24 protein-coding genes are annotated in these 22575 nt (G+C 54.6%); 15 read left to right on the top strand and 9 right to left on the bottom strand.

From position 1 onward, the window contains the following. Positions 1 to 97: 97 nt before the first annotated feature. Positions 98 to 382 carry a transcriptional regulator gene (locus tag FAES_RS09065; protein WP_015330907.1) on the bottom strand — a complete coding sequence of 95 codons (285 nt, stop codon included), beginning with the start codon at positions 380 to 382 and terminating at the stop codon, positions 98 to 100. A gap of 157 nt (positions 383 to 539) precedes the next feature. Between FAES_RS09065 and FAES_RS28905 the strand changes: the two genes are divergently transcribed. Next, entirely contained in the window at positions 540 to 1535 is a 996-nt protein-coding gene (locus FAES_RS28905) for a LexA family transcriptional regulator (protein ID WP_051054051.1), read from the top strand. Positions 1536 to 1542: 7 nt separating this feature from the next. Then, a complete protein-coding gene (locus tag FAES_RS09055) occupies positions 1543 to 2889 on the top strand; it encodes a tyrosine-type recombinase/integrase (RefSeq protein WP_015330905.1) in 1347 nt (448 codons plus the stop codon). 2 nt (positions 2890 to 2891) lie between these two features. Here FAES_RS09055 and FAES_RS09050 read toward each other — a convergent pair whose 3' ends face one another. The 3 genes from FAES_RS09050 to FAES_RS09040 all read right to left on the bottom strand — a co-directional run bounded on the left by FAES_RS09050 (position 2892) and on the right by FAES_RS09040 (position 4957). After that, positions 2892 to 3725 carry a phosphatidate cytidylyltransferase gene (locus FAES_RS09050; RefSeq protein WP_015330904.1) on the bottom strand — a complete coding sequence of 278 codons (834 nt, stop codon included), beginning with the start codon at positions 3723 to 3725 and terminating at the stop codon, positions 2892 to 2894. Further along, on the bottom strand, positions 3706 to 3918 hold the full coding sequence (locus FAES_RS09045; protein ID WP_015330903.1) for a hypothetical protein: 213 nt from the start codon (positions 3916 to 3918) through the stop codon (positions 3706 to 3708). Before FAES_RS09045 ends, FAES_RS09050 begins: the two co-directional genes overlap by 20 nt. 82 nt (positions 3919 to 4000) lie before the next feature. Next, positions 4001 to 4957: a CPBP family intramembrane glutamic endopeptidase gene (locus FAES_RS09040; protein ID WP_015330902.1), complete on the bottom strand. Its 957-nt coding sequence runs from the start codon at positions 4955 to 4957 to the stop codon at positions 4001 to 4003. A gap of 200 nt (positions 4958 to 5157) precedes the next feature. Here FAES_RS09040 and dusB point away from each other — a divergent pair, with 200 nt between their 5' ends. The 4 genes from dusB (at position 5158) to FAES_RS09020 (ending at position 8987) form a co-directional block, all read left to right on the top strand. After that, entirely contained in the window at positions 5158 to 6150 is a 993-nt protein-coding gene (gene dusB, locus FAES_RS09035; protein WP_015330901.1) for a tRNA dihydrouridine synthase DusB, read from the top strand. 79 nt (positions 6151 to 6229) lie between these two features. Continuing rightward, the gene (locus FAES_RS09030; protein WP_015330900.1) at positions 6230 to 7153 is read left to right on the top strand and encodes a DMT family transporter; all 924 of its coding nucleotides are present in this window, start codon (positions 6230 to 6232) and stop codon (positions 7151 to 7153) included. Positions 7154 to 7252: 99 nt separating this feature from the next. Continuing rightward, positions 7253 to 8389 (top strand): hypothetical protein, encoded by a 1137-nt coding sequence (locus FAES_RS09025; RefSeq protein WP_015330899.1) that lies wholly within the window; start codon positions 7253 to 7255, stop codon positions 8387 to 8389. 100 nt (positions 8390 to 8489) lie between these two features. Then, positions 8490 to 8987, top strand: a complete 498-nt coding sequence (locus tag FAES_RS09020; protein ID WP_015330898.1) for a biotin/lipoyl-containing protein — start codon at positions 8490 to 8492, stop codon at positions 8985 to 8987. Positions 8988 to 8998: 11 nt separating this feature from the next. Here FAES_RS09020 and FAES_RS09015 read toward each other — a convergent pair whose 3' ends face one another. After that, positions 8999 to 9925, bottom strand: a complete 927-nt coding sequence (locus FAES_RS09015; protein WP_015330897.1) for a LysR family transcriptional regulator — start codon at positions 9923 to 9925, stop codon at positions 8999 to 9001. Positions 9926 to 10019: 94 nt separating this feature from the next. Between FAES_RS09015 and FAES_RS09010 the strand changes: the two genes are divergently transcribed. From FAES_RS09010 to frr, 4 genes are all read left to right on the top strand, one after another. Beyond that, positions 10020 to 11456, top strand: coding sequence for an NADP-dependent isocitrate dehydrogenase (locus FAES_RS09010; protein ID WP_015330896.1), 1437 nt, complete (start codon positions 10020 to 10022; stop codon positions 11454 to 11456). Positions 11457 to 11478: 22 nt separating this feature from the next. Then, a complete protein-coding gene (locus FAES_RS09005; protein WP_015330895.1) occupies positions 11479 to 11727 on the top strand; it encodes a hypothetical protein in 249 nt (82 codons plus the stop codon). Positions 11728 to 11913: 186 nt separating this feature from the next. Then, positions 11914 to 12654, top strand: coding sequence for a UMP kinase (pyrH, locus tag FAES_RS09000; RefSeq protein WP_015330894.1), 741 nt, complete (start codon positions 11914 to 11916; stop codon positions 12652 to 12654). A gap of 116 nt (positions 12655 to 12770) precedes the next feature. Then, positions 12771 to 13331: a ribosome recycling factor gene (gene frr, locus FAES_RS08995; protein ID WP_015330893.1), complete on the top strand. Its 561-nt coding sequence runs from the start codon at positions 12771 to 12773 to the stop codon at positions 13329 to 13331. Positions 13332 to 13536: 205 nt separating this feature from the next. On the opposite strand, the gene FAES_RS08990 is transcribed toward frr, so the two are convergent. Together FAES_RS08990 and FAES_RS08985 are read right to left on the bottom strand one after the other, a co-directional pair. Beyond that, positions 13537 to 14517, bottom strand: coding sequence for a UDP-glucuronic acid decarboxylase family protein (locus FAES_RS08990; RefSeq protein ID WP_015330892.1), 981 nt, complete (start codon positions 14515 to 14517; stop codon positions 13537 to 13539). 111 nt (positions 14518 to 14628) lie between these two features. Next, entirely contained in the window at positions 14629 to 15942 is a 1314-nt protein-coding gene (locus FAES_RS08985) for a UDP-glucose dehydrogenase family protein (protein ID WP_015330891.1), read from the bottom strand. A 374-nt stretch (positions 15943 to 16316) separates the two neighbouring features. Between FAES_RS08985 and FAES_RS08980 the strand changes: the two genes are divergently transcribed. The 5 genes from FAES_RS08980 (at position 16317) to FAES_RS08960 (ending at position 21330) form a co-directional block, all read left to right on the top strand. Beyond that, entirely contained in the window at positions 16317 to 17480 is a 1164-nt protein-coding gene (locus FAES_RS08980; protein ID WP_015330890.1) for an acyl-CoA dehydrogenase family protein, read from the top strand. Positions 17481 to 17663: 183 nt separating this feature from the next. Next, on the top strand, positions 17664 to 18464 hold the full coding sequence (locus FAES_RS08975; protein ID WP_015330889.1) for a hypothetical protein: 801 nt from the start codon (positions 17664 to 17666) through the stop codon (positions 18462 to 18464). A 172-nt stretch (positions 18465 to 18636) separates the two neighbouring features. Beyond that, positions 18637 to 19545, top strand: a complete 909-nt coding sequence (locus FAES_RS08970) for an SPFH domain-containing protein (RefSeq protein WP_015330888.1) — start codon at positions 18637 to 18639, stop codon at positions 19543 to 19545. 85 nt (positions 19546 to 19630) lie between these two features. Continuing rightward, on the top strand, positions 19631 to 20350 hold the full coding sequence (locus FAES_RS28900; protein ID WP_051054050.1) for a hypothetical protein: 720 nt from the start codon (positions 19631 to 19633) through the stop codon (positions 20348 to 20350). Between the two features lie 164 nt (positions 20351 to 20514). Continuing rightward, entirely contained in the window at positions 20515 to 21330 is an 816-nt protein-coding gene (locus FAES_RS08960; RefSeq protein ID WP_229364453.1) for a lytic transglycosylase domain-containing protein, read from the top strand. An 85-nt stretch (positions 21331 to 21415) separates the two neighbouring features. Here the strand turns inward: FAES_RS08960 and FAES_RS08955 are convergent, their stop codons facing one another. Next, positions 21416 to 21868, bottom strand: coding sequence for a YybH family protein (locus FAES_RS08955; RefSeq protein WP_015330885.1), 453 nt, complete (start codon positions 21866 to 21868; stop codon positions 21416 to 21418). A gap of 76 nt (positions 21869 to 21944) precedes the next feature. Further along, positions 21945 to 22499 (bottom strand): YMGG-like glycine zipper-containing protein, encoded by a 555-nt coding sequence (locus FAES_RS08950; RefSeq protein WP_015330884.1) that lies wholly within the window; start codon positions 22497 to 22499, stop codon positions 21945 to 21947. Between the last annotated feature and the right edge of the window lie 76 nt (positions 22500 to 22575).

Raw genomic sequence — 22575 nt, 5'->3', positions numbered from 1 at the left:
CTGGCACAATATTAATATCAATATAAATATCTGTCAAGTACAATGACAAAAAAATATTGACAATTAATCGGGACGGTGCCCAAAGCGTGACATATAATCAGGCTTCATACGTAACCGAGGCCACTTTGTCAATGACCGTTGACTCACTATTGCCTGATCCGCTGTTAATTTTTTTTAAATCCTTGATTGCGTCGCGCAGTAACCCTAACGTATTGATCGAAATACCCGATCTGCGCTTGATAATCATGGAAATATAGTTCTTTGAGAGCCCCGCCTTTCGGGCTACCACGTTGTTGCCGAACCGCTTGATGTCGACCACCAGGGCCGTGAATTGGGCCTCAGTGAGGTCTACTGCGGGGCCGCTTCCTTTGTGTCTTGCCATTTTCGTGCGATTTTACTTGACGGTTATTTAGATAGGATTCCAACCGTTGGATAACCCATTTGACAATAATTCGGTGCTAATATAAATACTTGTCAAGTAAAATCAAATGAGTGACGATCAAAACATGAACCAAGTATCCCCCTCAACGTACTTTTCCATGTCGCCTAATCCCGTTGGACGCCCCGCTGGCCGTGGTCAAACGCCAGAGGCTCAACACATTCAAGCCGCCCGCCGTACCCGTCTGCAACGCCTGATTGATACCCGGTTCGATAAGAAAAAGTCGGCCTTTGCCGAAGCAGTTGGTATCAATCCCACCGCCGTTTCGCATTATCTCAATAAGCGCACGATTACCGACGAATTCTGCCTTACGGTCGCCAAAATGCTGAACATTTCGGCCGCTTGGATGCTGCGCGGCGAAGGAGCGATTGACGACGTACCCGCGCCGATCAAACCCAATACCAACCACGAGGGAAGTTCCTTAAAAAAATATCGGGAAAGTAGGGGTTTATCGAAAGCGGCTTTAGGTAGATTACTGGGATTGGCTGCCGGTTCGGCAAGTATATCGGTTGCGCAGTATGAAGAGTCGGCGCAGTTGGAGCGGAAAACAAAGATCAAACTGGCGTCGGCGCTTCAGATGAGCGAAGCCGAGCTACAGGCTATTTTAGGCGGGTTTTCGCACGTTGTGACGCCCGTCGAGGATGACGAATTGGTCAGTGTTCCGTTTTTGCCAGTCCGTGCGCGGGCTGGTTTTGCCGAAACCTTTTTATCTGATGAACACGAATCTGTGCAGTATGATATGGTAACAATCCGTCGCGATGCCATCCGGGTTGGCTTTGAAACCGAGAAGGCACGTAAAAATAAAATGTATGTGGCCGAAGTAGACGGCGACAGCATGGAGCCACTACTGCACCCAGGGTATTGGGTGACAGTGTATTTGATCGATCCGGGTGATTGGGACTACGCCACCGGCGTGGTGGCCGTGTTGTACCGCGATCGCTTCGTCATCAAACGTATTATTGAAAATCGATTACCGGAAACCGGCTCGGTTACCCTGCATTCTGACAACCCAAAGGGCGGCTCCAACTCGGTGCCCCGCTCGGAGATACGCGCTATTTTCCGCGTCGATGAAATCGTAGGCGGTAAGATCAAGTAGGCCAGCTATGGAACTGGCTATACTGTTGCGCCTCGACCGGCTGGACAAAGATGGCCGGGCGCCTATTCACCTACGGGTATGTTGGCAGGGCAATAAGGTCCGGCTCAGCAGCAGCGAAAAAGTAAAGCCCGACGACTGGAACCCGAAAACCCAGCAGGTCCGCTCCCGCGCTCAGTTTGCTTCCCACATCAACGCCCGGCTACGGGCCTACGATACGGGGTTGCACAGCTATTTCTATGAGCGGGAGAATAACGGCGTGGTGGTCACGGAAGCCGACGTACGAGCCGAAATCGAGCGCATCCGCTCCGAGCAGTTGGGCCAGGTCATCGCCAAGCCAAAGCCCGCCCCCGCGCCGATCCTGACCGATGCCAACACGATCGAGGTATTTTCGGCCCGCTACATCCGGGAATTGCAGGCCAGCCGCTCGGAGTCGTGGCGTGAATCGGTGGCCGTAGTCGGCGGGCATTTGAACGCTTACCGGCCAGGCGTGAAGCTGTCGGACCTGACGCTGACGGTCTTAGGTGGCTTCATGACCTACATGCAGGAAGAGTTAGACCTGTCTGATTCGACGCTTGAAACCTACGTCGGGCTACTGCGTGGCCTGTGTAAGCACGCGACGCGCTCAGGCATGGACCTGCCGCCCGACTGGACCTTTATGGAGATCCGGCGCGTGGGCGATACGATCCAACCCGAATTGACATTAGGCGAATTAGGCCAGCTCCGCAATGCCACATTGGTACGCCCAGCTATCCCGCCCGGCGGCTTTCCGGTCAAATACCTTGACGCACTGGAAACAACGCGCTGGTTTTTTCTGGCTGCGGCGGGTACGGGGCTGCGTCACTCTGATCTGCACCAACTGATCCGGCCGCGCCTGACCACGATCGAGGGTGTGCCGTGCGTGGAAGTCACCCAGCAGAAAACCAAGCAGCGCACGGCTATACCGCTGAACGATGACACCTACTACTTATTAAAGAATCCGGTGCCCACAACCGCGCCGCTGGGCGTGTTGTATTATAATCAGCTACTCAAGCCCATTGCCCAGCAGGCCGAACTTACGCGCTCGGTGATGGTGGGCTCCTATTACAAAGGTCAGCTCGTGTCGGAAGATTTGCCCCTTCACGAAACCGTCCGCTCCCACATGGCCCGGCGCACGTTTGCGACGCTAATGACGGCGGGCGGTATGCCGACCCGAACGCTTCAGGTCTTGATGGGTCACGCCTCGATTTCATCCACTGAAAAGTACGCGAAGGTCGACGCGCCGATGATGGTGCATCAGGTAGCCGAAGCATGGCGCAGGGCCAGTCATGACCCCACTCGTGACCCCAATAGCCAAAACAGGCCTCAAACGCGCTGAAATCAAGCGAACAATTTAAGGAATGTTAGGATAAACGGAGCGGCCAGCAAAAGCCCGTCGAAGCGGTCGAGAAAACCACCATGGCCGGGGATGCTCGTGCCCGAATCTTTGATGGCAATGCTGCGCTTAAACAGCGATTCGACCAGATCACCGTACGTACCAGTCACGACAATAATGGCGCCGATGCAATACCACTGCCAGGCGGGCAGGTCATTGGCGTAGACCGTCAGGCCGAGGGCGACGATGCCCGCCGCAACGGCTCCACCGATGCTACCCTCCCACGATTTTTTGGGTGAAACCCGCTCGAACAGTTTGCGGCGGCCAAATTTGGTACCAGCGAAATAGGCCCCGATATCCGACGCCCACAGCAGCAGCAGACAACCCAGCACCACATTGGGCTGATACGTACCTGTACGCAGCGCCAAGACATTCAGCAGGGCGAAGGGCACGCCCACGTAGATGATGCCCAGGAAAGTAAAGCCGATGTTGGTGAAGGGCTTCATGTCTTTCTTTTTGTACAGCTTGATCAGAAAGATCATCGACGAGGCCGGGCTGATCAGGTAATAAGCCGACTCCTGCACGATCCCCGTTTCGACCAGAAACGTCAGGACGCTGATGAGGCAGCCCACCACCGTGCCGTAATACGTCAGCGGTTGGTTGCCGTCGAGGCCAAGCAGTTTGTAGAATTCAATCTGCGTCAGGGCGCTGATGACCAGAAAAAGCAGCGCAAACGTGTAGACGCTGTAATACAGGCAAAACAAGATGGTGGCCACTCCAACAATCGCGGCAATGACGCGCTGCTGAAGGTTGGACATGCTAGCTATTTGTTGTCTCATGCTCGATAATCAGGCGGGCGATGATGGCGTTTTTTACAGGTACGTATACTTCGTGCATCCCGAACATCGGGTACGCACTACTCTGCTTATTGATAATCACCGCGTCGATGTCCTGCTCGGCCAGCTTCGCCTTGGCTAACGCCGCCTGGTGTGGCAGTTTGGTCGTTAGTACCTTTTCCCAGTCTTTGTTCATACGTACGGTTTGTGTGAGTCAGTTGGCCTTGGCGTCCTGATCAATTGTATGGGGAAGCGCCCCGTTGCCGATTCCCTACTGACTATAACTCAATTGGCTGCCGACTGCCGTTTTGTTTTCGAAATAGCACCAGCAAAACTACGGTTACCAACAGTGAGGCAACCGCCGCTGCAGCCGGTACCGACTCGGTATCGTCTACGTTGAGGTTTGTGTATTTGTTCTGGTACAGAAAGTACATGATCACGGTGAAGCCGTTATTGACGAAGTGAGCCAGAATGGGCACCCACAAATTGCCCGACCACACAAACAGATAGCCAAACAGAGCCCCCAGCAACATGCGGGGCACAAAGCCGTAGAACTGCACGTGAATGGCACTGAACACCGCTGCCGCCAGCCAGACGCCTACGTGAATGTTGCCCGTCCAGACGATGAATTTGCGTTGAAGCAAGCCCCGAAACAGCACTTCTTCGCCAATGGCCGGGAGCAGCCCAATTACTACCACGGCCAGCAGAAGCTGGGGTACGGTGCGGAAATCGGTCAGGAACTTGGTCAGCTCGGCGGCCTGATCTTCTTTTTCGCGCATCCACTGCTCCAGGGGTTTCAGCGCGTCGGGCAGGCTAATGTGCTGATTCCATTCGATGAGCAGGCCGTTGAAAGGCATAAACGCGATCACCAGCAGCACTACCAGCAGCCAGCTTAGCGAACTGATCTGATCGGCCGGCCGAAAGCTTAATTCGCCCAACGTGCGCCGGTCGATTACTTTCCAGTAAAGCAGCGCGGGCAGCAAAAACGTGCAAACGTGGCTTACCGACTGCACAGCCATCAGCCACCACCAGCCGTTGGGCACGGTATTAGGCGCCTGCAGAACGTCCATCATGGTGACCTCACCGCCGCTCGTAACTGAGGCAATACCTAGGATGGCCACCGCCAAAACGCCACCAACAGCGCCACCCAACAGGATAAAACCAATGAGTAAGAGCAACGACCGCAGGGGTTGCGGCTCGGGAGTTAGTCGATACGAAGCGTTCAGGTCAGTCATAATATCCGGTAAATTTACAGTCTGTTTCCGACACGGCGAACCAAACAGGGCGTTCGATCTACGAATCGTCCAAAAACTAATTTCGTGGAATTAATGTACAATGAACGATGTACAACGCACAATGACCAGTTAGCCACAACGAAACTATCTCGCGTTACGCCATTGTACATCGTGCATTGTTCATCGTTCATTCAGCGTTTATGGTAAAGATTGGCCCAATTGAACTAAGCGATTTTCCGTTGTTGCTGGCACCCATGGAGGATGTCAGCGACCCACCTTTCCGCGCGGTTTGTAAAGAAAACGGCGCCGATTTGATGTATACCGAGTTCATCTCGTCGGAGGGACTGATCCGGGATGCGGCAAAGAGCGTGCAGAAACTCGATATCTTCGAGTATGAGCGGCCTATCGGCATTCAGCTCTTTGGCTCCGACGTGCAGACGATGGGCGAATGCGCCAAGATTGCCACGCGTGCCAACCCCGACCTGATTGATATCAACTACGGCTGTCCTGTGAAGCAGGTCGCCTGCCGGGGTGCCGGGGCCGCGCTGTTGCAGGATATTCCGAAAATGGTGCAGATGACGAAAGCCGTCGTTGATGCCACGCACCTGCCCGTAACGGTAAAAACCCGCCTTGGCTGGGACGATAACACCAAGAATATTCTGGAGGTCGCCGAGCGGTTGCAGGACATCGGCATTCAGGCCCTGACCATCCACGGACGTACCCGCGCCCAGCTTTACAAAGGCGACGCCGACTGGACGCTGATCGGCCGGGTGAAAGAGAACCCGCGCATTACCATCCCGATCTTCGGCAATGGCGATATCGATTCACCCGAAAAAGCGGTGGAGTACAAAAACCGCTACGGCGTTGATGGCGTCATGATCGGCCGGGCGAGCATCGGCTACCCCTGGATTTTCAACGAGATCAAACACTACATCGCCACCGGCGAGCATCGCCCCGCGCCAACGGTACAAGACCGGATCGAGGCCTGCCGCAAACACCTCGATTTCTCGGTTCGCTGGAAAGGCCCGCGCGTGGGGATCGTGGAGATGCGTCGTCACTACGCCAATTATTTCAAAGGGTTACTCGATTTCAAACCCTTCCGCACCCGCCTGGTGCTGGTCGACACGCACGACGAAGTACTCAGCATTTTGCATGAAGTAAGCGAGGCCTATGAAGAAATGTACAATGTATGATGTACAATGAATAATGGGTTTACACATCAATAGAGCGACGTAGGCCCATTATTCATTGTACATCATTCCGCTACTAACCATGTCCGCTACTACCACTACTCACGAGCCTGTCATCAATACCGAGAAGCGCCCGTTGCTGGCGTGGGTGTTACTGACGGCCATTGCGCTGATCTGGGGAAGTTCGTTTATCCTGATGAAGAAGGCGCTCGCGGTGTTTAGCGCACAGCAGATCGCCTCGGGGCGTATTTTCTTTGCCTTCCTGTTTTTCCTGCCGTTGATCCTGAATCAGAGTCGGCGCCCCGACGTCCGCGAGGCCTTGCGCCAGCGATGGGTAGCTCTGCTGGTGTCGGGCGTGGTGGGGTATCTGCTGCCCGCCTTTCTGTTTGCCGAAGCGGGCGCGCATATCCCGAGTGCCCTGTCGGGTACGCTCAATTCGCTTAGCCCGTTGTTTGTGCTGTTGCTGGGTACGTTGGTGTTTGGGCAAACGTTTCGGGCCAACCAGGTTTGGGGAATCATGCTGGGCTTTACCGGGTCGATGATCCTGGTGTTTTTTGGTGAAAGCGGCTCCTTTTCGATCAACGGCTACGCGCTGCTGGTGATGTTAGCTACGGTTATGTACGGCGTCAACACCAACCTCATTGCCAAGTACCTGGCTCACTTGCCTGCACTGGTCGCCATCCCGTGGACCTTTGCCTTCATTGGTCCGGTGGCGGGAATCAGCCTATTCTCGACCGATTTTCTGAGCCGTGCTCAGCAGGCCAATACGTTCATCCCGCTGGGGGCTATCCTGTTTCTGGGTGGCATGGCGTCGGGTGTGTCGTCGGTCCTGTTCAACCGGGTCATTCAATTGGCGTCAGGCGTCTTCGCCGCCTCGGTAACGTACCTGATCCCCGTGGTGGCGATTGTCTGGGGCCTCTTCGACGGCGAAGCGGTTTCCCTGCAACAATACGTGGGGCTCACCATCAGCCTCCTGGGCATTTACCTGGTGAACAAGCGGTCTTAACCGCAGAGCGTATCTATTTTGTCTACCTGTTCGCTTGGCGATTGACTTTACCAGCAAGGGGTTGTTAGTTTGGGTAATCGCTCAACGCAACTGCTCTTTATGCCCCGTTTTTATTGCCTCCTTCTGCTTTCTCTGCTCGTCACGGCCTGCAAAGAGCGCCTGATCGAAGTTCCCGAACCCAAGCCCGATCCCGCCCAGAGCTGGCAAGTCCATCCAGACTTCCTGTTTGACCGGAAAGTGCAGCTCAACAGCTATGGCGATGACAAAGTGGGCATACTGGTGGGCAGCCTGACCACGTCTGTTGCCCCCGATTCCGACGCGCAGTCGGCCACAGACTCGACATTCGTGCACTATGGTGGGCAGGCCACTCCAGATGGCAGCACGACGTATCAACCCCTGGTACACCCCCGATACATCGGTTTTGTCTACAGCAATTTCATCAAACTCATTGCTACCGCCAACCCCATCAACGGATATACCGGCACGAACGTCTACCTAGCCGCTGCGGATAAGGATTTTGCCAGCTTTGAGCTAATCAACTACGCTGTTGGCGAGTCTTTTGTCAGTAACCAGCGCAACCAGTTGCTGATTCCCTACCGCACCTACGACCGTTCGTACAACACGCCGGTTTTGAGCGGAGAGCTGAAATTTGCCCTTGTCTCGTTGGCCGTCGAGCAAACGTCACCAGCTGCCCCCTCGGTGCTGTCAACCAAACAGATACAAACATTACCCGCTATCAACAGCTCCTTCTTGCTCAACCTGGGTAGCGTTGGCGATTATTTCATCGTGTCAGCGACCAATGGCGTGTACCGGATTTCGCCCGACGGCACCTCCCAAAAGACGTATTCATGGCCCATGCTTCGCGTGTTTACCTACAACAATGTCCTTTATGGCATTACGCAGGAATACAGCGACGGTAGTACTGATTATAAGCTTGTTACTTCAACAGATGCAGGTATAACCTGGACCACGCTTGCCTCAAAGCTTAGCAGTTCGTACGGTTTCCTGAAGTACAAACAGGTTGGCGATCAGCTCATTGCGATGTATAACAACCAGCTTTTTCAAGTAACGATTGGCCCAACCGCCTTGACGACCAAGGAGTTGGACGATGCAGGCTTGTATGGCAACCGGATCACCTCGGTCATGAAATTCCGCAACACCGTCTATGTATCGACGCTCTCGGGTGTCTTTATCAAGCCGTGGCGGACGTTCTTAACCGAGAAAAAGACCGAGTAAAGAGACAGCGACCGCGGTTCCCTGTTGCGCTGCATTGCCAATCGCGTCGTTACTTAGCAACCTTAATCCTGAACTTTGCCCCTGAACCTCGCCCTAACGCATGTATACTGCTTCCGTCAACAATGCCGACCCGGTTCGGATCAACCTCAGCCCGGCGGGTATCACACTTAACGATGAACCCGTCAACTGGGATTTGTCGAAGCTGGGCGAACGTACCTACCACATCATCCGCGACCATCAGTCGTATTCGGTCGAGGTCCTGGCGATTGATGCCACCACGAAAACCGTTCGGCTCAAGATCAACGGCAACGTGCATGAGGTACAGGTGAAAGATCGCTTCGATCTGCTGCTCGAAAAAATGGGCATGAGCAACGCCGCAGCCAGCAAGGTCAACGACATCAAAGCCCCGATGCCCGGCCTTATCGTGGGTATCTCGGTGCAACCCGGCGACACCGTCAGCAAAGGCGACACCGTGTTGATTCTGGAGGCGATGAAAATGGAAAACGTGATCAAAGCCCCCGGCGATGGCACTGTGCAGGCCATCAAGGTCGAAAAAGGAGCCCGCGTCGAGAAAGGCCAGGTGCTGGTGCTGTTTTAGACCAGCCTGAATCACAGAAATCGTTCATACCAGCCGAAGTGCTGCTGCACAATCGCGTCTTTATGATCCCGGATATAGGCTAGGTAGGCCTGCGCTACCGGCGAAAACTGTTTGTCTTTGGGCCAGATCAGCATCCAGACCGTTTGGAGCGGTAAGCCAGCCATGGGCAGAATTTGCAGGTCGTTGTTGAGCAGTTCACTCTTCAAACCAATCAGCGGCATGACCGAGTAGCCCAACCCAGCCAGCAAAGCCTGCTTTACAGCTTCGTTGGAGGTCAGCTCAAGCCGCTTTTTTACCACGATCTGATGCGCCGCCAGAAAACTTTCCATCATCTGCCGCGTCCCCGAGCCCGCTTCCCGATAAATCAGAGGCAGCTTTTTCAGCAGTTCGGGCTCGGCCTCCTCGCGTAGTTGCCCAGTCGGACCTGCCCCCACCAGGTAGAGTTTGTTGGGCATCAAATCGAGGCGCGCTACGTTGAGGTGAGGCGGCAAAATAGACACCAGCGCAAAATCAACTTCGTTGTTGGCGACACTGTCCACTACCTTTTGCCGGTTGGTCACGTCCATTACCAGTTCAATGCCCTCGTGCTGTCGCATGAACTCCGTGAGAAAGTAAGGCATCACGTACTTGCCCGTCGACACGACCGAGACTTTCAACTTACCATACAGCAGGCCTTTATGGGCGAGTGTCCGGTGGTTGATGGCATAGGCTTCATTGAGCACTTTTTCGGCAGCGAGGGCAATCTCCCGCCCAAAATCCGTCAGGTAAAGTCGACGGCCAATTACCTCGGTCAGCGGAATATCGAACTGATCCTGCAGGTTTCTCAACTGAATCGATACGGCAGGCTGCGTCAGGTTGAGTTCCTCGGCGGCTCGGGTAATGCTCAGCGTCTGCGATATCTTGAGAAAGACCTGAAGCTGATGCAGGGTATAGTTCATAAAATCTATTTATGATTTCTATCAAATATATAAATTTTCACTTATACAATACGTACCTGACCTTTGCTGCGCATTTACACACTTACTACAGCAAATGACACGAATTACGGTAGCAAAGGGAGACGGAATTGGCCCGGAGATCATGGACGCCACACTCAGCATTATGCGGGCAGCGGGAGCCGCCATCGAGATCGACGAAATCGACGTAGGCGAACAGGTGTATCTGGCCGGGAATATGTCGGGCATCTCCAGCGAGTCGTGGGAGGTAATCCGGCGGAACAAGGTGTTTCTTAAAGCGCCCATCACCACCCCGCAGGGCGGCGGTTACAAGAGCCTCAACGTTACCATCCGGAAGATGCTCGGGCTCTACGCCAACGTGCGTCCCTGCATGAGCCTGCACCCGTTTGTCGATACCAAACACCCCGGCATGGACGTGGTTATCGTCCGCGAGAATGAGGAAGATCTCTACGCCGGCATCGAACATCAACAGTCCGACGAAGTGGTGCAGTGTCTGAAGCTGATCAGCCGCCCCGGCTGCGAAAAGATTGTTCACTACGCCTTCACGTATGCCCGGCAGTATGGGCGCCAAAAAATCACCTGCTTCACCAAGGACAACATCATGAAGCAGACCGACGGGCTGTTTCACCGGGTGTTCGACGAGATCGCGCCAACGTACCCAGAACTGCAACATGAACATTGGATTGTTGATATCGGCGCGGCCAAACTCGCCGATACGCCCGAAGCGTTCGACGTCATTGTGATGCCCAACCTCTACGGTGACGTGCTCTCCGACGTCGCCGCGCAGATTGCGGGGTCGGTAGGGCTGGCGGGGTCGGCTAATATTGGCGAGGAGTGCGCTATGTTCGAAGCCATCCACGGGTCGGCACCACGCCGGGCGGGGCAAAACCTGGCCAACCCGTCGGGGTTGTTGCAGGGAGCCATCATGTTGCTTAACCACATCGGTCAGTCAGACGTGGCCGAACGTATCCAGAACGCCTGGCTCAAAACCATTGAAGACGGCATACACACCTACGACATTTACAAAGAGGGCGTAAGCCAGCAGAAAGTAGGCACCCGCGAGTTTGCCGAGGCCGTTATTGCCCGGCTGGGCCAGCAGCCCGAGACCCTCAAGCCAGTTACCTACGCCAATACGACGGCCCTTCAACTCCCCACATATCGCCGCAAGCCCGCCGCGAAAAAGGACCTGCTCGGTGTGGATGTGTTTGTGCAGTGGCCCGGCCATGACCCCAACGAACTGGCGACCCTCGTTGGCCAGCTAGCTACGCCAGACCTGCCCCTGAGCATGATCACCAACCGGGGCATCAAAGTTTGGCCCAATGGCTTCAAGGAAACGTTCTGCACCGATCATTGGCGGTGCCGGTTTCTACCGACGGGCGGCCAGCCGATCGCCAAGCAACAGATCATCAGCGTGCTGACCAACGCGATGGCTTCCGGGGTCGATACCATCAAAACCGAGAATCTGTACGCCTTCGATGGCAAGCCTGCCTTCTCGATGGGTCAGGGCCAGTAAGTAAGTTAACCAAAAGCCAGCTATGAAGCTTCAACTATTCAATGGGCACTTCACCGCGCAGGATGCGCTGGATATGCTCACGAAAATGACACAGATCAAAGTGGGGTACCACGAACGCCAGATCAGTGCTTCGGATAACGAAGAAGACATAAAATGGCGGGAGAAGCGCATCAAAGATCTACAGCGCGATCTGCAGGAGGCCCGTCAATACATTGCTCAGCATCAGCAAAACGGTGTCCGGCTGGAGGCCGACGTGGTGGTGGCGGATTGATAGGACAGCAACCTGTCTCGACAAATGCCTGATGAGAGTAGCGCCATTCAGCCGCTGCTTTTGTCAGGCATTTGCTGTTTAGGGTTACGCAGGTTGTTACTGACCGCGCCCAACCGCCTCTCAGCTTTCAAGCCTTTCTTCTATCTTTGCCCCCGCAAAAAATTCCCTCACGGATAACCCCGTCGTATGGCTGATCCACTAAAATATAAACGCATTCTGCTCAAGCTGAGTGGCGAGGCTCTCGCTGGCCCTAATGGCTACAACATCGACCCCCTCATTCTGGAGCAGTATGCCAAAGAAATCAAGCAGGTTGTTGATATGGGCGTACAGGTCGCCGTGGTCATCGGGGGTGGTAACATCTTCCGGGGCGTATCGGGCGAGCGCTCAGGCATCGACCGCGTGCAAGGCGACTATATGGGTATGCTCGCGACGGTCATCAACGCCATGGCGCTGCAAAGTGCCTTCGAGAAGCAGGGCATGTACACCCGCGTGATGTCGGCCATCAAAATGGAGCAAATCTGCGAACCCTACGTGCGGCGGCGCGCCATCCGGCACCTTGAGAAAGGGCGTATCGTCATTTTCGGGGCGGGTACGGGTAACCCCTACTTCACCACCGACAGCACCGCCGCCCTGCGCGCCAACGAGATTGAAGCCGACGTGGTGCTGAAAGGGACGAAAGTCGATGGTGTTTACACCGCCGACCCGGTGAAAGATAAAACGGCCACCCGCTACACGCACATCACGTTCCAGGATGTTTACGAAAAGAAACTGAGCGTGATGGACCTCACCGCCTTTACGCTCTGCCAGGAAAACAACCTGCCCATCATTGTCTTCAACATGAACGAAACCGGCAGCCTGCTCCGGCTCGCGCAGGGCGAAGACGTAGGTACGTTGATCACCGTCGATTTACCCGAGCAGGCGTCCTGAGTGCGCAGTCCGTAGTCTGGAAAGTCGTTTCATAACTGATGGGACTTTCCAGACGATGGACTTCATTTCAAACCGACTTTCCAGACTTAAAGAAGACGTTCCAGACTTAAAGAAAAATGGAAGAGATTGAGTTATATCTTGACGATGCGAAGGAGACGATGGAAAAGGCGCTCAAGCATTTGTCTATCGAACTGAACAAAATCCGGGCGGGGAAAGCGTCGCCCGATATGCTTGGCGGCATTCAGGTTGAATATTACGGGGTGCTGTCGCCCATCGGTAACGTGGCCTCGGTTACCACACCCGACGCCCGCACCATCGCCATCAAGCCGTTCGAGAAAAAGCTGATCGGCGAAATCGAGAAAGCCATCCGCAACAGCAGCATCGGCCTATCGCCCATGAACGACGGCGAACTGATCCGGTTGAGCGTACCGCCGCTGACAGAAGAGCGCCGCCGGGATCTGGTGAAGCGTGTAAAGCAGGAAATCGAAGTGGCGAAGGTCAACGTGCGTAACATCCGCAAAGACACCAACGATGCCATTCGGAAGCTGACAAAGGAAGGCGTATCGGAAGACGCCGTGAAGCAGGGTGAGGAGCGCGTGCAGAAACTCACCGATGCCTTCATCGCCCGCGTTGACGAAACCTTCGTGGCCAAAGAAAAAGACATCCTGGCGGTGTAGTGATAACGCAAAGTACGTGGGGCTCAAAGCGGGGGTAGCTAATTAAACTACCCCTGCTTCGAGCCCCATGCTTTTTTGTACCAAACAAAAAACCTGCAAACGAGAGGCTTGCAGGTTTTTAAAGACAGCTAAAGGGTAGGCTCACCGGATGATCGTCCGTGTAGACCTTACCGGCCGTAAAGATAGAGACCGGCGCAATAGCTACTTATTTTTTTACAAATTCCCGGTTGTAAGCTGCCGCGTACAACTCTTCTTCGGGCAGGCTCTTGAAGAAGTCATACGTGATCTTCAGCCCTTCTTCCCGCGATACCTTAGGCTCCCAGCCCAACAACTCCTGCGCCCGCGTGATGTCGGGGCGGCGTTGTTTGGGATCGTCGGTCGGCAGGGGTTTGAACACCAGCTTCTGCGACGTACCAGTGAGCTTGATAATCTCTTCGCCGAATTCTTTGATCGTGATTTCGGCCGGGTTCCCCACGTTGACCGGGTAGGCGTAGTCGCTCAGGAGTAGCCGATAAATACCCTCGACGAGGTCATCCACGTAGCAGAACGAGCGCGTCTGTGAGCCATCACCGAATACTGTCAGATCTTCGCCGCGCAACGCCTGTCCGATGAAGGCAGGCAACACCCGACCGTCGTTGAGGCGCATCCGGGGGCCGTAGGTATTGAAGATCCGCACGATACGGGTTTCCAGGCCGTGGTACGTATGGTAGGCCATCGTCATGGCTTCCTGAAAGCGTTTGGCTTCGTCGTATACGCCCCGCGGACCAACCGGGTTTACATTACCCCAATAATCTTCGTTTTGGGGGTGCACGTTCGGATCACCGTAGACTTCCGAGGTGGAGGCGATCAGCACACGGGCTTTCTTTACCCGCGCCAGACCCAGGCAGTTATGAATACCCAATGACCCCACTTTCAGCGTCTGAATCGGGATTTTCAGGTAGTCGATCGGGCTGGCAGGTGAGGCAAAGTGCAGGATGTAGTCGAGCTCGCCAGGTACGTGAATGAACTTCGATACGTCGTGGTGGTAAAACTCGAAGTTGGGCAGCTTGAACAGGTGTTCAATGTTCCGCATGTCGCCCGTGATGAGGTTGTCCATCGCGATCACGTGGTACCCCTCTTTGATGAAGCGATCACACAGGTGCGACCCCAGGAACCCCGCCCCGCCAGTAATTAAAACTCGTTTCATGGTTCTGTTTTTTGAACGCAAAAGCGCAAAGGATGGCGCAAAGGTCGCTAAGATAAGTCGTTAATCTTACCTCGCGATCGTTGCGAAACCTTCGCGCTTTTGCGTTGTCAATTAATGCGTTACCGCTTCGCGGCCAATCGAATAGTAGGTGTAGCCCAGTTCGCGCATCTGATCGAGTTCGTAGACGTTACGCCCGTCGAAGATGACTTTGTTTTTGAGCAACAGATTCATTTTTTCGAACTCCGGCGTGCGGAACATCGGCCATTCGGTCATGATCACCAGCGCGTCGGCATCGTCGAGGGCGGCGTACGACGTGTGCGCGAACGTCACCTGATTACCCAGGATATTACGCACATTTTCCATCGCCTCGGGGTCATAAGCCGTGATTTTGGCGCCTTCGGCCAGGAGATCGCGAATGTTATCGAGGGCGGGCGCCTCCCGAATATCATCGGTGTAGGGTTTGAAGGCCAGCCCCCAGATCGCGATGGTTTTGCCTTTCAGATCGCCCCCAAAATGCTGCTTGATCACGGGCAACAGCCGTTTCTTCTGACCGGCATTCACGTCCATTACTGATTTCAACACGCGGAAATCATAGTCGTACTCCTGCGCCGTTTTGGCCAGCGCCTGCACGTCTTTGGGGAAGCAGCTACCACCATACCCGATGCCGGCAAACAGGAAACGTTTGCCGATGCGGCTGTCGGTACCGATACCTTTACGGATATCGTCGACGTTGGCCCCTACTTTCTCGCAGAGGTTGGCGATCTCGTTCATGAACGTAATCTTGGTGGCCAGAAACGCGTTGGCGGCGTATTTGGTCATCTCGGCCGAGCGCTCATCCATGAAAATCACGGGGTTACCCTGCCGCACCAGCGGCGCATAAAGCCGGTTCATCACCGCCTTTGCCTTGTCTGACTTCGTACCGATCACCACGCGGTCGGGCTTCATGAAATCTTCCACGGCTACCCCTTCCCGCAGGAATTCGGGGTTCGACACCACGTCGAAATCAACCTTCGCATTCTTGGCAATCCCGGCATGTACTTTCTCGGCCGTCCCAACGGGCACCGTACTCTTGTCAACGATAACGGCGTATTGCTCCAGGATAGGGCCAAGGTCGTTGGCAACCCCCAGGATGTATTTTAGGTCGGCCGAGCCGTCTTCACCCGGAGGCGTCGGCAGGGCCAGGAAAATCACTTCGGCTCCCTTGATGCCCTCCGCCAGATTCGTAGTGAACTTGAGACGACCTTCTTCCACATTGCGGTAGAAGAGCACATCAAGACCCGGTTCATAAATGGGAATAATGCGATTGTTGAGTTTTTCAACCTTACGTTCGTCGATGTCGACGCAGGTTACCTGGTTACCGGTTTCGGCGAAGCAGGTGCCTGTAACCAGCCCCACATACCCCGTACCTACTACAGCTATTTTCATATAGACGAATTATATCGTATTGACTTGCAATGTCTGTCGGGGCCACACCTGATTTTGTACTTTTTCGCTATGGCCACTTAGCAGTCGCAAAAATAGACGTTTTTCGGAATCGCCCTATTAGGCTAGAAAAGCCACTGATTTAATGGCCTATAGCATTTTTTTACGAAACCGATTGCAATCGGTTTAAATCCGTTAAGGCATACTAAATATGGAATTTTTCTAGGAATAAACTATATAATTCTGAACAATAGATTTTTGACCGACTGGCTTGTTTTTTCCCGCACGACCCTCAAAAACAACGGCTTTTGATTTCCGTTAATACTATATACCTTATCCGATTCTTCATCAATAACTAGGTTTTTGAAACCAGCCCTATGACCACTGAAATTGATCAAAACCAATTGGCCACCGATTCATCCGACACTGTTCAGTTGATTCGTGAATCGGTCCGTGATTTTGCCCAGCGCGCTATTGCCCCGCACGTGAGCGAATGGGACGAAAGCCAGCATTTTCCCATTGATGTGTTCCATCAATTGGGCGAACTGGGCCTGATGGGCATGCTCGTGCCGGAGCAATACGGCGGGGCGGGGCTCGGTTACCACGAATATGTGGCGGCCATTGTCGAGCTCTCGAAAGTCGACGGCGCCGTTGGGCTCTCAATGGCGGCTCACAATTCGCTCTGTACCAACCACATTCTGATGTTTGGTAACGAAGCGCAAAAGGCAACGTACCTACCTCAGTTGGCCACCGGCCAACACCTGGGCGCCTGGGGCCTGACGGAGCCAAATACCGGCTCCGACGCTGGCAACATGCGCACCCGCGCCGTCCGGCTCGATAATGGCGATTGGCTGCTCAACGGGGCCAAAAACTTCATTACACACGGCCGGTCGGGCGACGTAGCCGTTGTGATTGCCCGCACCGGTGAGCCCAACACGCCCCGCAATGCCACGGCCTTCGTGGTTGAACGCGGCACGCCAGGTTTCCGAGGCGGCAAAAAAGAAAACAAGCTGGGCATGCGCGCTTCTGAAACCGCCGAGATGATCTTCGAAGACTGCCGGATTTCCGACAGCCAACGGTTGGGCGAAGTGGGCGAAGGGTTTGTGCAGTCGCTGAAAATTCTGGATGGTGGCCGTATTTCCATTGCTGCGCTGAGCCTCGGTATTGCGCAGGGCGCCTACGAAGCGGCGTTGGCCTATGCCCGCGAACGGCAGCAGTTTGGCCAGCCTATTTTCAATTATCAGGCGATCTCATTTAAACTGGCCGATATGGCCACCGATATTGAGGCAAGCCGCCTCTTAATCGAGCAGGCATCTGAGTTGAAAAACAACCATCAGTCGGTCACGAAAGTGTCGGCAATGGCCAAATTGTTTGCCTCAGAAGCCGCCGTACGCGTGGCCAACGAAGCCGTCCAGATTTTAGGCGGTTACGGGTATATCAAAGATTTTCCCGTCGAGAAATTCTACCGTGATGCCAAACTCTGCACCATCGGTGAGGGCACCAGCGAGATCCAGAAACTTGTGATTTCAAGGCAGTTGTAGAACACAAGGTGTTTAAAGTTTAAGGGCCTACGACCAACGTTGACTGATGCGTCTTATCCAGGCGCCAATTAACGTTGGTCGTAGGCTCTTAAACTTTAAACACCTTTTTTAATTATATCACAACTATATTATATAATTGCAAAATATATCAAACGTAAAATATAAAGCTTTACCCAGCCCAGTATGTTTGTACCTACGAAACTACAAACGCAGCGCCTGTTTGCCCTGCACGATTTCGTCCGTGAGCAGTTTACCAAAATGGATTGGTATAGACTGGCCTACCTCACCGACACCCTTGATCTGATCGAAGATCACCCGCGTTTACTGCGTAGCCTCGATTTCGACGATGACGACTACGACGGCAACAGCCTACAGGTACTGCTCAAACTCATCAGTCTGAACCCGCAGCACCTCGACACCCTCGACGAATACGTGGCCGACCGCAAAGCCCGGGCCGTCCATCCCACGATCCGGCAAGCCGAACTGGTAGCCCGCGAGGTTGTCACGGATTTTGTTTCCACGCACCGCCGCTCTATACCCGAGCGGGTCATCCGGTTTGTGCCCGACGTGTTTCAGATCCCCGACAAACCCGTCGAGGCCAACGTGTTGTCGGTGATGATGCCGTTTGAGGGGCGCTTCTCGGGTACGTATCAGGCCATTCGTAACGTGTGCGACCGGCTCCGAATCGTGTGCAAACGCGCCGACGATATCTGGGAGAACAGCATTCTGATTCAGGACGTATTTGACCTGATTTTCACCTCGCACGCCGTCATTACCGACTTTACCGACCGGAACCCCAACGTATTCTATGAAACCGGCGTGGCCCACACGCTGGGTAAAATCGTGATTCCGATTACGCAGTCGGTGTCTGATATTCCGTTCGATCTGCGCCACCACCGCGCGTTGACGTACCTGCCCAATCAGGAAGGGTTGCTCAAGCTGGAAACCGATCTGGAAAAGAAGCTGAAGACGGTGTTTAGTTGACGGCGTTTGTCGCGCCGACTAGTCGGGCAACGTACCCAAGCTCAGGTACGTTACCCCATTCTTCCGCCCCGCCAACCGTTAGTTAATCCGGGCGGCATCTTATCCGGTTTATCTTGGGCGGGCAGGCTAGCCGACTGATGTTTGTGGTGTCAACCTAAACAAACAACTTTCTATGAGCTACTTTTTTGTTACCCTCGTCGTACTGGCGCTTGTCGTTGTGTTTTCGACGGTTAAAGTAGTACCGCAGCAAAATGCCTACGTGGTCGAACGGCTCGGTAAATTCTTTGCCGTTTTGCAGCCGGGCGTCAATTTTATCATTCCGTTCGTGGATCGGGTAGCCTACAAGCACAGCCTGAAAGAGACCGCCCTCGACATTCCTGAGCAGATTTGTATCACCCGCGACAACGTGCAGGTACGTGTCGATGGCGTCATTTTTATCCAGATCATCGACCCGCAGAAAGCCTCGTATGGCATCAGCGATTACCGGTTTGCCGTGAGCCAGCTGTCGCAGACAACCATGCGGAGCGAGATGGGCAAAATTGAACTCGATAAGACGTTTGAGGAACGCACGACCATCAATCAGGCCGTGGTGGCCTCCATCGATGAAGCCGCCATTGGCTGGGGCGTAAAGGTGCTGCGCTACGAGATCAAGAACATCACCCCGCCCCAGACGGTGCTCAATGCGATGGAGAAACAGATGCAGGCCGAACGCGAAAAGCGGGCCGTCATTCTGGAATCGGAAGGGCAAAAGCAATCGGCGATCAACGTGGCCGAGGGCCAGAAGCAGAAAGTGGTGCTGGAGTCGGAAGGTGTGCGGTTGCGGCAGATCAACGAAGCCGCCGGGCAGGCTGAGGCCATCAAATCGGTTGCCGACGCTACGGCCGAAAGTATCCAGAAAATCGCGCTGGCCATTCAGACGGAAGGCGGTGCCAGCGCCGTTCAACTGCGCGTGGCCGAGCAGGCGGTGGCGCAGTTTGGTAACCTGGCCAAGGCCACCAACACCCTCATTTTACCCGCCAACTTCGGCGACCTGTCGAGCATTGTGGCCTCGGCGATGACGGTTGTGCGCAAAGTCGAGTAATTTCATAGAATACCCAACGTTACTTATTGGACGTCGGCTGTGGATGGCCTCTTTGCCAACCGCCGCCGTCCAACCAACCAATTTCATGAAGAAACACTTGTTCACACTGGCTGCTGTTCTGACAGGGTCGGTACTGCTGTCGGTGGGTACGTATGCCCAGACAGTAAGCGAAATCGTAAGCAAACACATTGCGGCCCTGGGTGGCCAGGATGCACTTAAGGCGTTTAAATCAGCCAAGTATACGCAGTCGACCATCGCGCCCGGCCAAACCATCGATGCCACGGCCACGGTTATTTTCGACAAAGCAGCCCGCATCAACATGAACATGATGGGCAACGACATCACGGTCGTGACCAAGGGCGAAACGGGCTGGGTCAAGCAGGGCTCCGATGCGCCCAGAGACATTCCGGCGGCGCAGCTAAAGATAGTTACCGACAATATGATGCTGCCCGGCCTGGAGCTGGCGACGGCCTCGGCCAAAGGCGAGAAGATTGACCTTAAAGGCAAAGAAACCGTCGACGGGCAATCGGTATATGCCCTGACGACCACGGTGCAGGGGCAGCCGGCGACGGTGTATATTGACCCGACAACGTACCTGATCACCGGCCGGAAAGGCAAAGTGAGCGCAATGGGGCAGACCATCGACGCCAGTATTGCCTACGATGATTATCGGAAAGCCGGCGCGCTGACCCTCCCCTACCGGGCCAAGACGGAAGCCATGGGGCAGGCCGCGACCGTGAAGCTGACGGCCTTCGAAGCCAACCCCAGCGTCGACGAATCGATCTTCGAAAAGCCGAAACAATAAGATTTTTTAACAATAGGCGAAAAAGCCGCCAGACAGCCTTTACGGGCCGTTTTGGCGGCTTTTTTCGTACGGATCGCTGCTCCGTACAGAGCAGTCAATTGATTATCAGCGCACTAATCAGGGCGAATGAGGCGTTATTCCTCTATCACCAAGTTTGACATGCTTTGATTAAACGAGTTGGCTTCTCTCTGTTGATGGCCATGATTCGCCCCGCAGCGATTGCGGCAACGAAAATCACCCACGCCCCTCTGGCACCGAAAAAGATTCAGAACGAACAGCCCGAACGGCTTTCTGCTTTGCAACCGGTCCTGTTGACCACAGTCCCCAACGACGTTGAGTTTCCGCTTTTAGACGTGAATTTTTGCGGCGAAACCATGCCGCTCGACGACGCCGACGTGTTATCGCGCTGGAAACACGTTCTCACGCTGTTCCGGCCCCAAACGGCTAGCCTCGGCGACTTGCGCGAGCGAGCTGATGCGTTTTTTCCGCTGATCGATTCCACGCTGAAGGCCTACGACATTCCGCCCGATTTCCGATACATCCCGCTGGCCGAAAGTGGTTTGAAAGCGCGGGCCGTTTCGTCTAAAGGCGCTGGTGGGTATTGGCAACTGATGCCCGGTACGGCGCGCGAGCTCGGCCTGCGGGTGGGCGGCCGCACCGACGAACGCTTCAACCCAAAAAAGGCGACCATCGCCGCCTGTAAGTACCTCCGTAAACTGTATGATTTGTTTGGCTCGTGGTCGCTGGTCGCCGCCGCCTACAATGTCGGGCCCGGGTACGTGAAACGGCAGTTGCAAAAACAGGCTCACTGCGACTATTACCAGATGAAGCTTCCCCGGGAAACGCGTTATTACCTGTTCCGGGTATTACTCTATAAAGAGTTGCTCTCCCGCCCCGACGACTATTCGTCGTTCTTCACGCCCCTGCCGCTCACCACCTTCCGTTTCGGAAGCAACTGGACTGGCTTGCGCGCGGCCTGATGCATTAAACGTCTAATGGCCCAGATTCAACGTCGCTGATGCCTTTTACGTTGAATCTGGGCCATTGATTGAATGGTACTCTAATTTATTTCACGCGCACCGGAAGGTCTTCCAGTTGGGCGTAGCTGAGTTTCCAGCTTTCGTCGGCGGCTTTTTTCCAGAGCAACATCACGTTGCCTTCACCGATCCCACGGGGTTCACCAGCGACCTCGGGTAACACCTCGACCGTGAACGTACCGGCTTCATAGGCAATTTGCGTGTCGGCCACGCTGCTGCGGGGGCTCAGGCGCAGGTCGCTAATGGTGTTGATAGTGGCCCGAACCCACTTTTCACCCACTTCCGATTTGCCCGAGAAACGGGTCTCGCCCTGCGCAAACTGGACGTTGTCGTCGAGCATACCAATAATTTTATCGGTCTCTTTGCTGTTCCAGGCTTGTACAAACTGCTGGTTAAGTGCCTGCACGTTGGCGGGCTCGCCCGATTTGGCACAAGAAGCAAGGGTGGCCACAAGGGCCAGCATGGGGATGATCGTTTTCATAACTGTGTGTTGAATTGGTGATGGAAATAGCCCGCAAGACACGCAGGTCTTGCGGGAGAATACTATGGCCGGTCAATTACCAGCTTTTGCGACGGTATTCCGACTCCGGATAAGCCGTATTGGGCTCGCCAAACGACGTGTTGAGCAAGTACCCGTTGCGGGTCAGGCTGGCCGTCATTTCGGCGGGGGTCATTTCGGCTTCGGCCAGTGCCTGCTGCGACGCGACCGGCGCAGCAACAGCAGCCGGTACCGTGGCCGCCTTACGAGCGACCGAACGCGAACTCGCGCCAGTGCTTACCTGACGAGCCGGTGCCGTGCGGGCGGCGTATTCGCGCTGCTCGGCAGCACGGGCGGCTTCGGCGGCGCGTTTCTGTTTGTTGCTAATAATTTTACCTACGCCATAGCCGGCGGCGGCTCCAACGGCGAGGCCTACACCGGCCCCTACCTTACGGTCTCGTTTATGAATAATGGCGCCGGCAACCCCACCGACACCAGCCCCAATGGCCGTGCCTTTCGCTTCGGGATTCCACTTACGCTTGAATAGGCTCTGTTTTTCCTGTGCGTTGGCAAATGAACTGGTCATAAAGGCCGCTAACAGGGCAAAAGCGACAAAACGTTGATTCGTTTTCATGGCTATGTTGTTTATACGCGGTCAAACGCGATTGTTTGTCGGTTTGACAGACTGTTAAGCCAAGGGTTTAACCACC

The organism is Fibrella aestuarina BUZ 2, from assembly GCF_000331105.1.
GTDB classification, from domain to species: domain Bacteria; phylum Bacteroidota; class Bacteroidia; order Cytophagales; family Spirosomataceae; genus Fibrella; species Fibrella aestuarina.
Note: the sequence above shows the minus strand (reverse complement) of the source record. Positions and strands in the feature narration are given on the sequence as shown.

Coding starts and splice junctions, on each gene's coding strand:
- FAES_RS09065 (WP_015330907.1), bottom strand. CDS start 382: ATGGCAAGACACAAAGGAAGCGGCCCCGCAGTAGACCTCACTGAGGCC.
- FAES_RS28905 (WP_051054051.1), top strand. CDS start 540: ATGTCGCCTAATCCCGTTGGACGCCCCGCTGGCCGTGGTCAAACGCCA.
- FAES_RS09055 (WP_015330905.1), top strand. CDS start 1,543: ATGGAACTGGCTATACTGTTGCGCCTCGACCGGCTGGACAAAGATGGC.
- FAES_RS09050 (WP_015330904.1), bottom strand. CDS start 3,725: ATGAGACAACAAATAGCTAGCATGTCCAACCTTCAGCAGCGCGTCATT.
- FAES_RS09045 (WP_015330903.1), bottom strand. CDS start 3,918: ATGAACAAAGACTGGGAAAAGGTACTAACGACCAAACTGCCACACCAG.
- FAES_RS09040 (WP_015330902.1), bottom strand. CDS start 4,957: ATGACTGACCTGAACGCTTCGTATCGACTAACTCCCGAGCCGCAACCC.
- dusB (WP_015330901.1), top strand. CDS start 5,158: ATGGTAAAGATTGGCCCAATTGAACTAAGCGATTTTCCGTTGTTGCTG.
- FAES_RS09030 (WP_015330900.1), top strand. CDS start 6,230: ATGTCCGCTACTACCACTACTCACGAGCCTGTCATCAATACCGAGAAG.
- FAES_RS09025 (WP_015330899.1), top strand. CDS start 7,253: ATGCCCCGTTTTTATTGCCTCCTTCTGCTTTCTCTGCTCGTCACGGCC.
- FAES_RS09020 (WP_015330898.1), top strand. CDS start 8,490: ATGTATACTGCTTCCGTCAACAATGCCGACCCGGTTCGGATCAACCTC.
- FAES_RS09015 (WP_015330897.1), bottom strand. CDS start 9,925: ATGAACTATACCCTGCATCAGCTTCAGGTCTTTCTCAAGATATCGCAG.
- FAES_RS09010 (WP_015330896.1), top strand. CDS start 10,020: ATGACACGAATTACGGTAGCAAAGGGAGACGGAATTGGCCCGGAGATC.
- FAES_RS09005 (WP_015330895.1), top strand. CDS start 11,479: ATGAAGCTTCAACTATTCAATGGGCACTTCACCGCGCAGGATGCGCTG.
- pyrH (WP_015330894.1), top strand. CDS start 11,914: ATGGCTGATCCACTAAAATATAAACGCATTCTGCTCAAGCTGAGTGGC.
- frr (WP_015330893.1), top strand. CDS start 12,771: ATGGAAGAGATTGAGTTATATCTTGACGATGCGAAGGAGACGATGGAA.
- FAES_RS08990 (WP_015330892.1), bottom strand. CDS start 14,517: ATGAAACGAGTTTTAATTACTGGCGGGGCGGGGTTCCTGGGGTCGCAC.
- FAES_RS08985 (WP_015330891.1), bottom strand. CDS start 15,942: ATGAAAATAGCTGTAGTAGGTACGGGGTATGTGGGGCTGGTTACAGGC.
- FAES_RS08980 (WP_015330890.1), top strand. CDS start 16,317: ATGACCACTGAAATTGATCAAAACCAATTGGCCACCGATTCATCCGAC.
- FAES_RS08975 (WP_015330889.1), top strand. CDS start 17,664: ATGTTTGTACCTACGAAACTACAAACGCAGCGCCTGTTTGCCCTGCAC.
- FAES_RS08970 (WP_015330888.1), top strand. CDS start 18,637: ATGAGCTACTTTTTTGTTACCCTCGTCGTACTGGCGCTTGTCGTTGTG.
- FAES_RS28900 (WP_051054050.1), top strand. CDS start 19,631: ATGAAGAAACACTTGTTCACACTGGCTGCTGTTCTGACAGGGTCGGTA.
- FAES_RS08955 (WP_015330885.1), bottom strand. CDS start 21,868: ATGAAAACGATCATCCCCATGCTGGCCCTTGTGGCCACCCTTGCTTCT.
- FAES_RS08950 (WP_015330884.1), bottom strand. CDS start 22,499: ATGAAAACGAATCAACGTTTTGTCGCTTTTGCCCTGTTAGCGGCCTTT.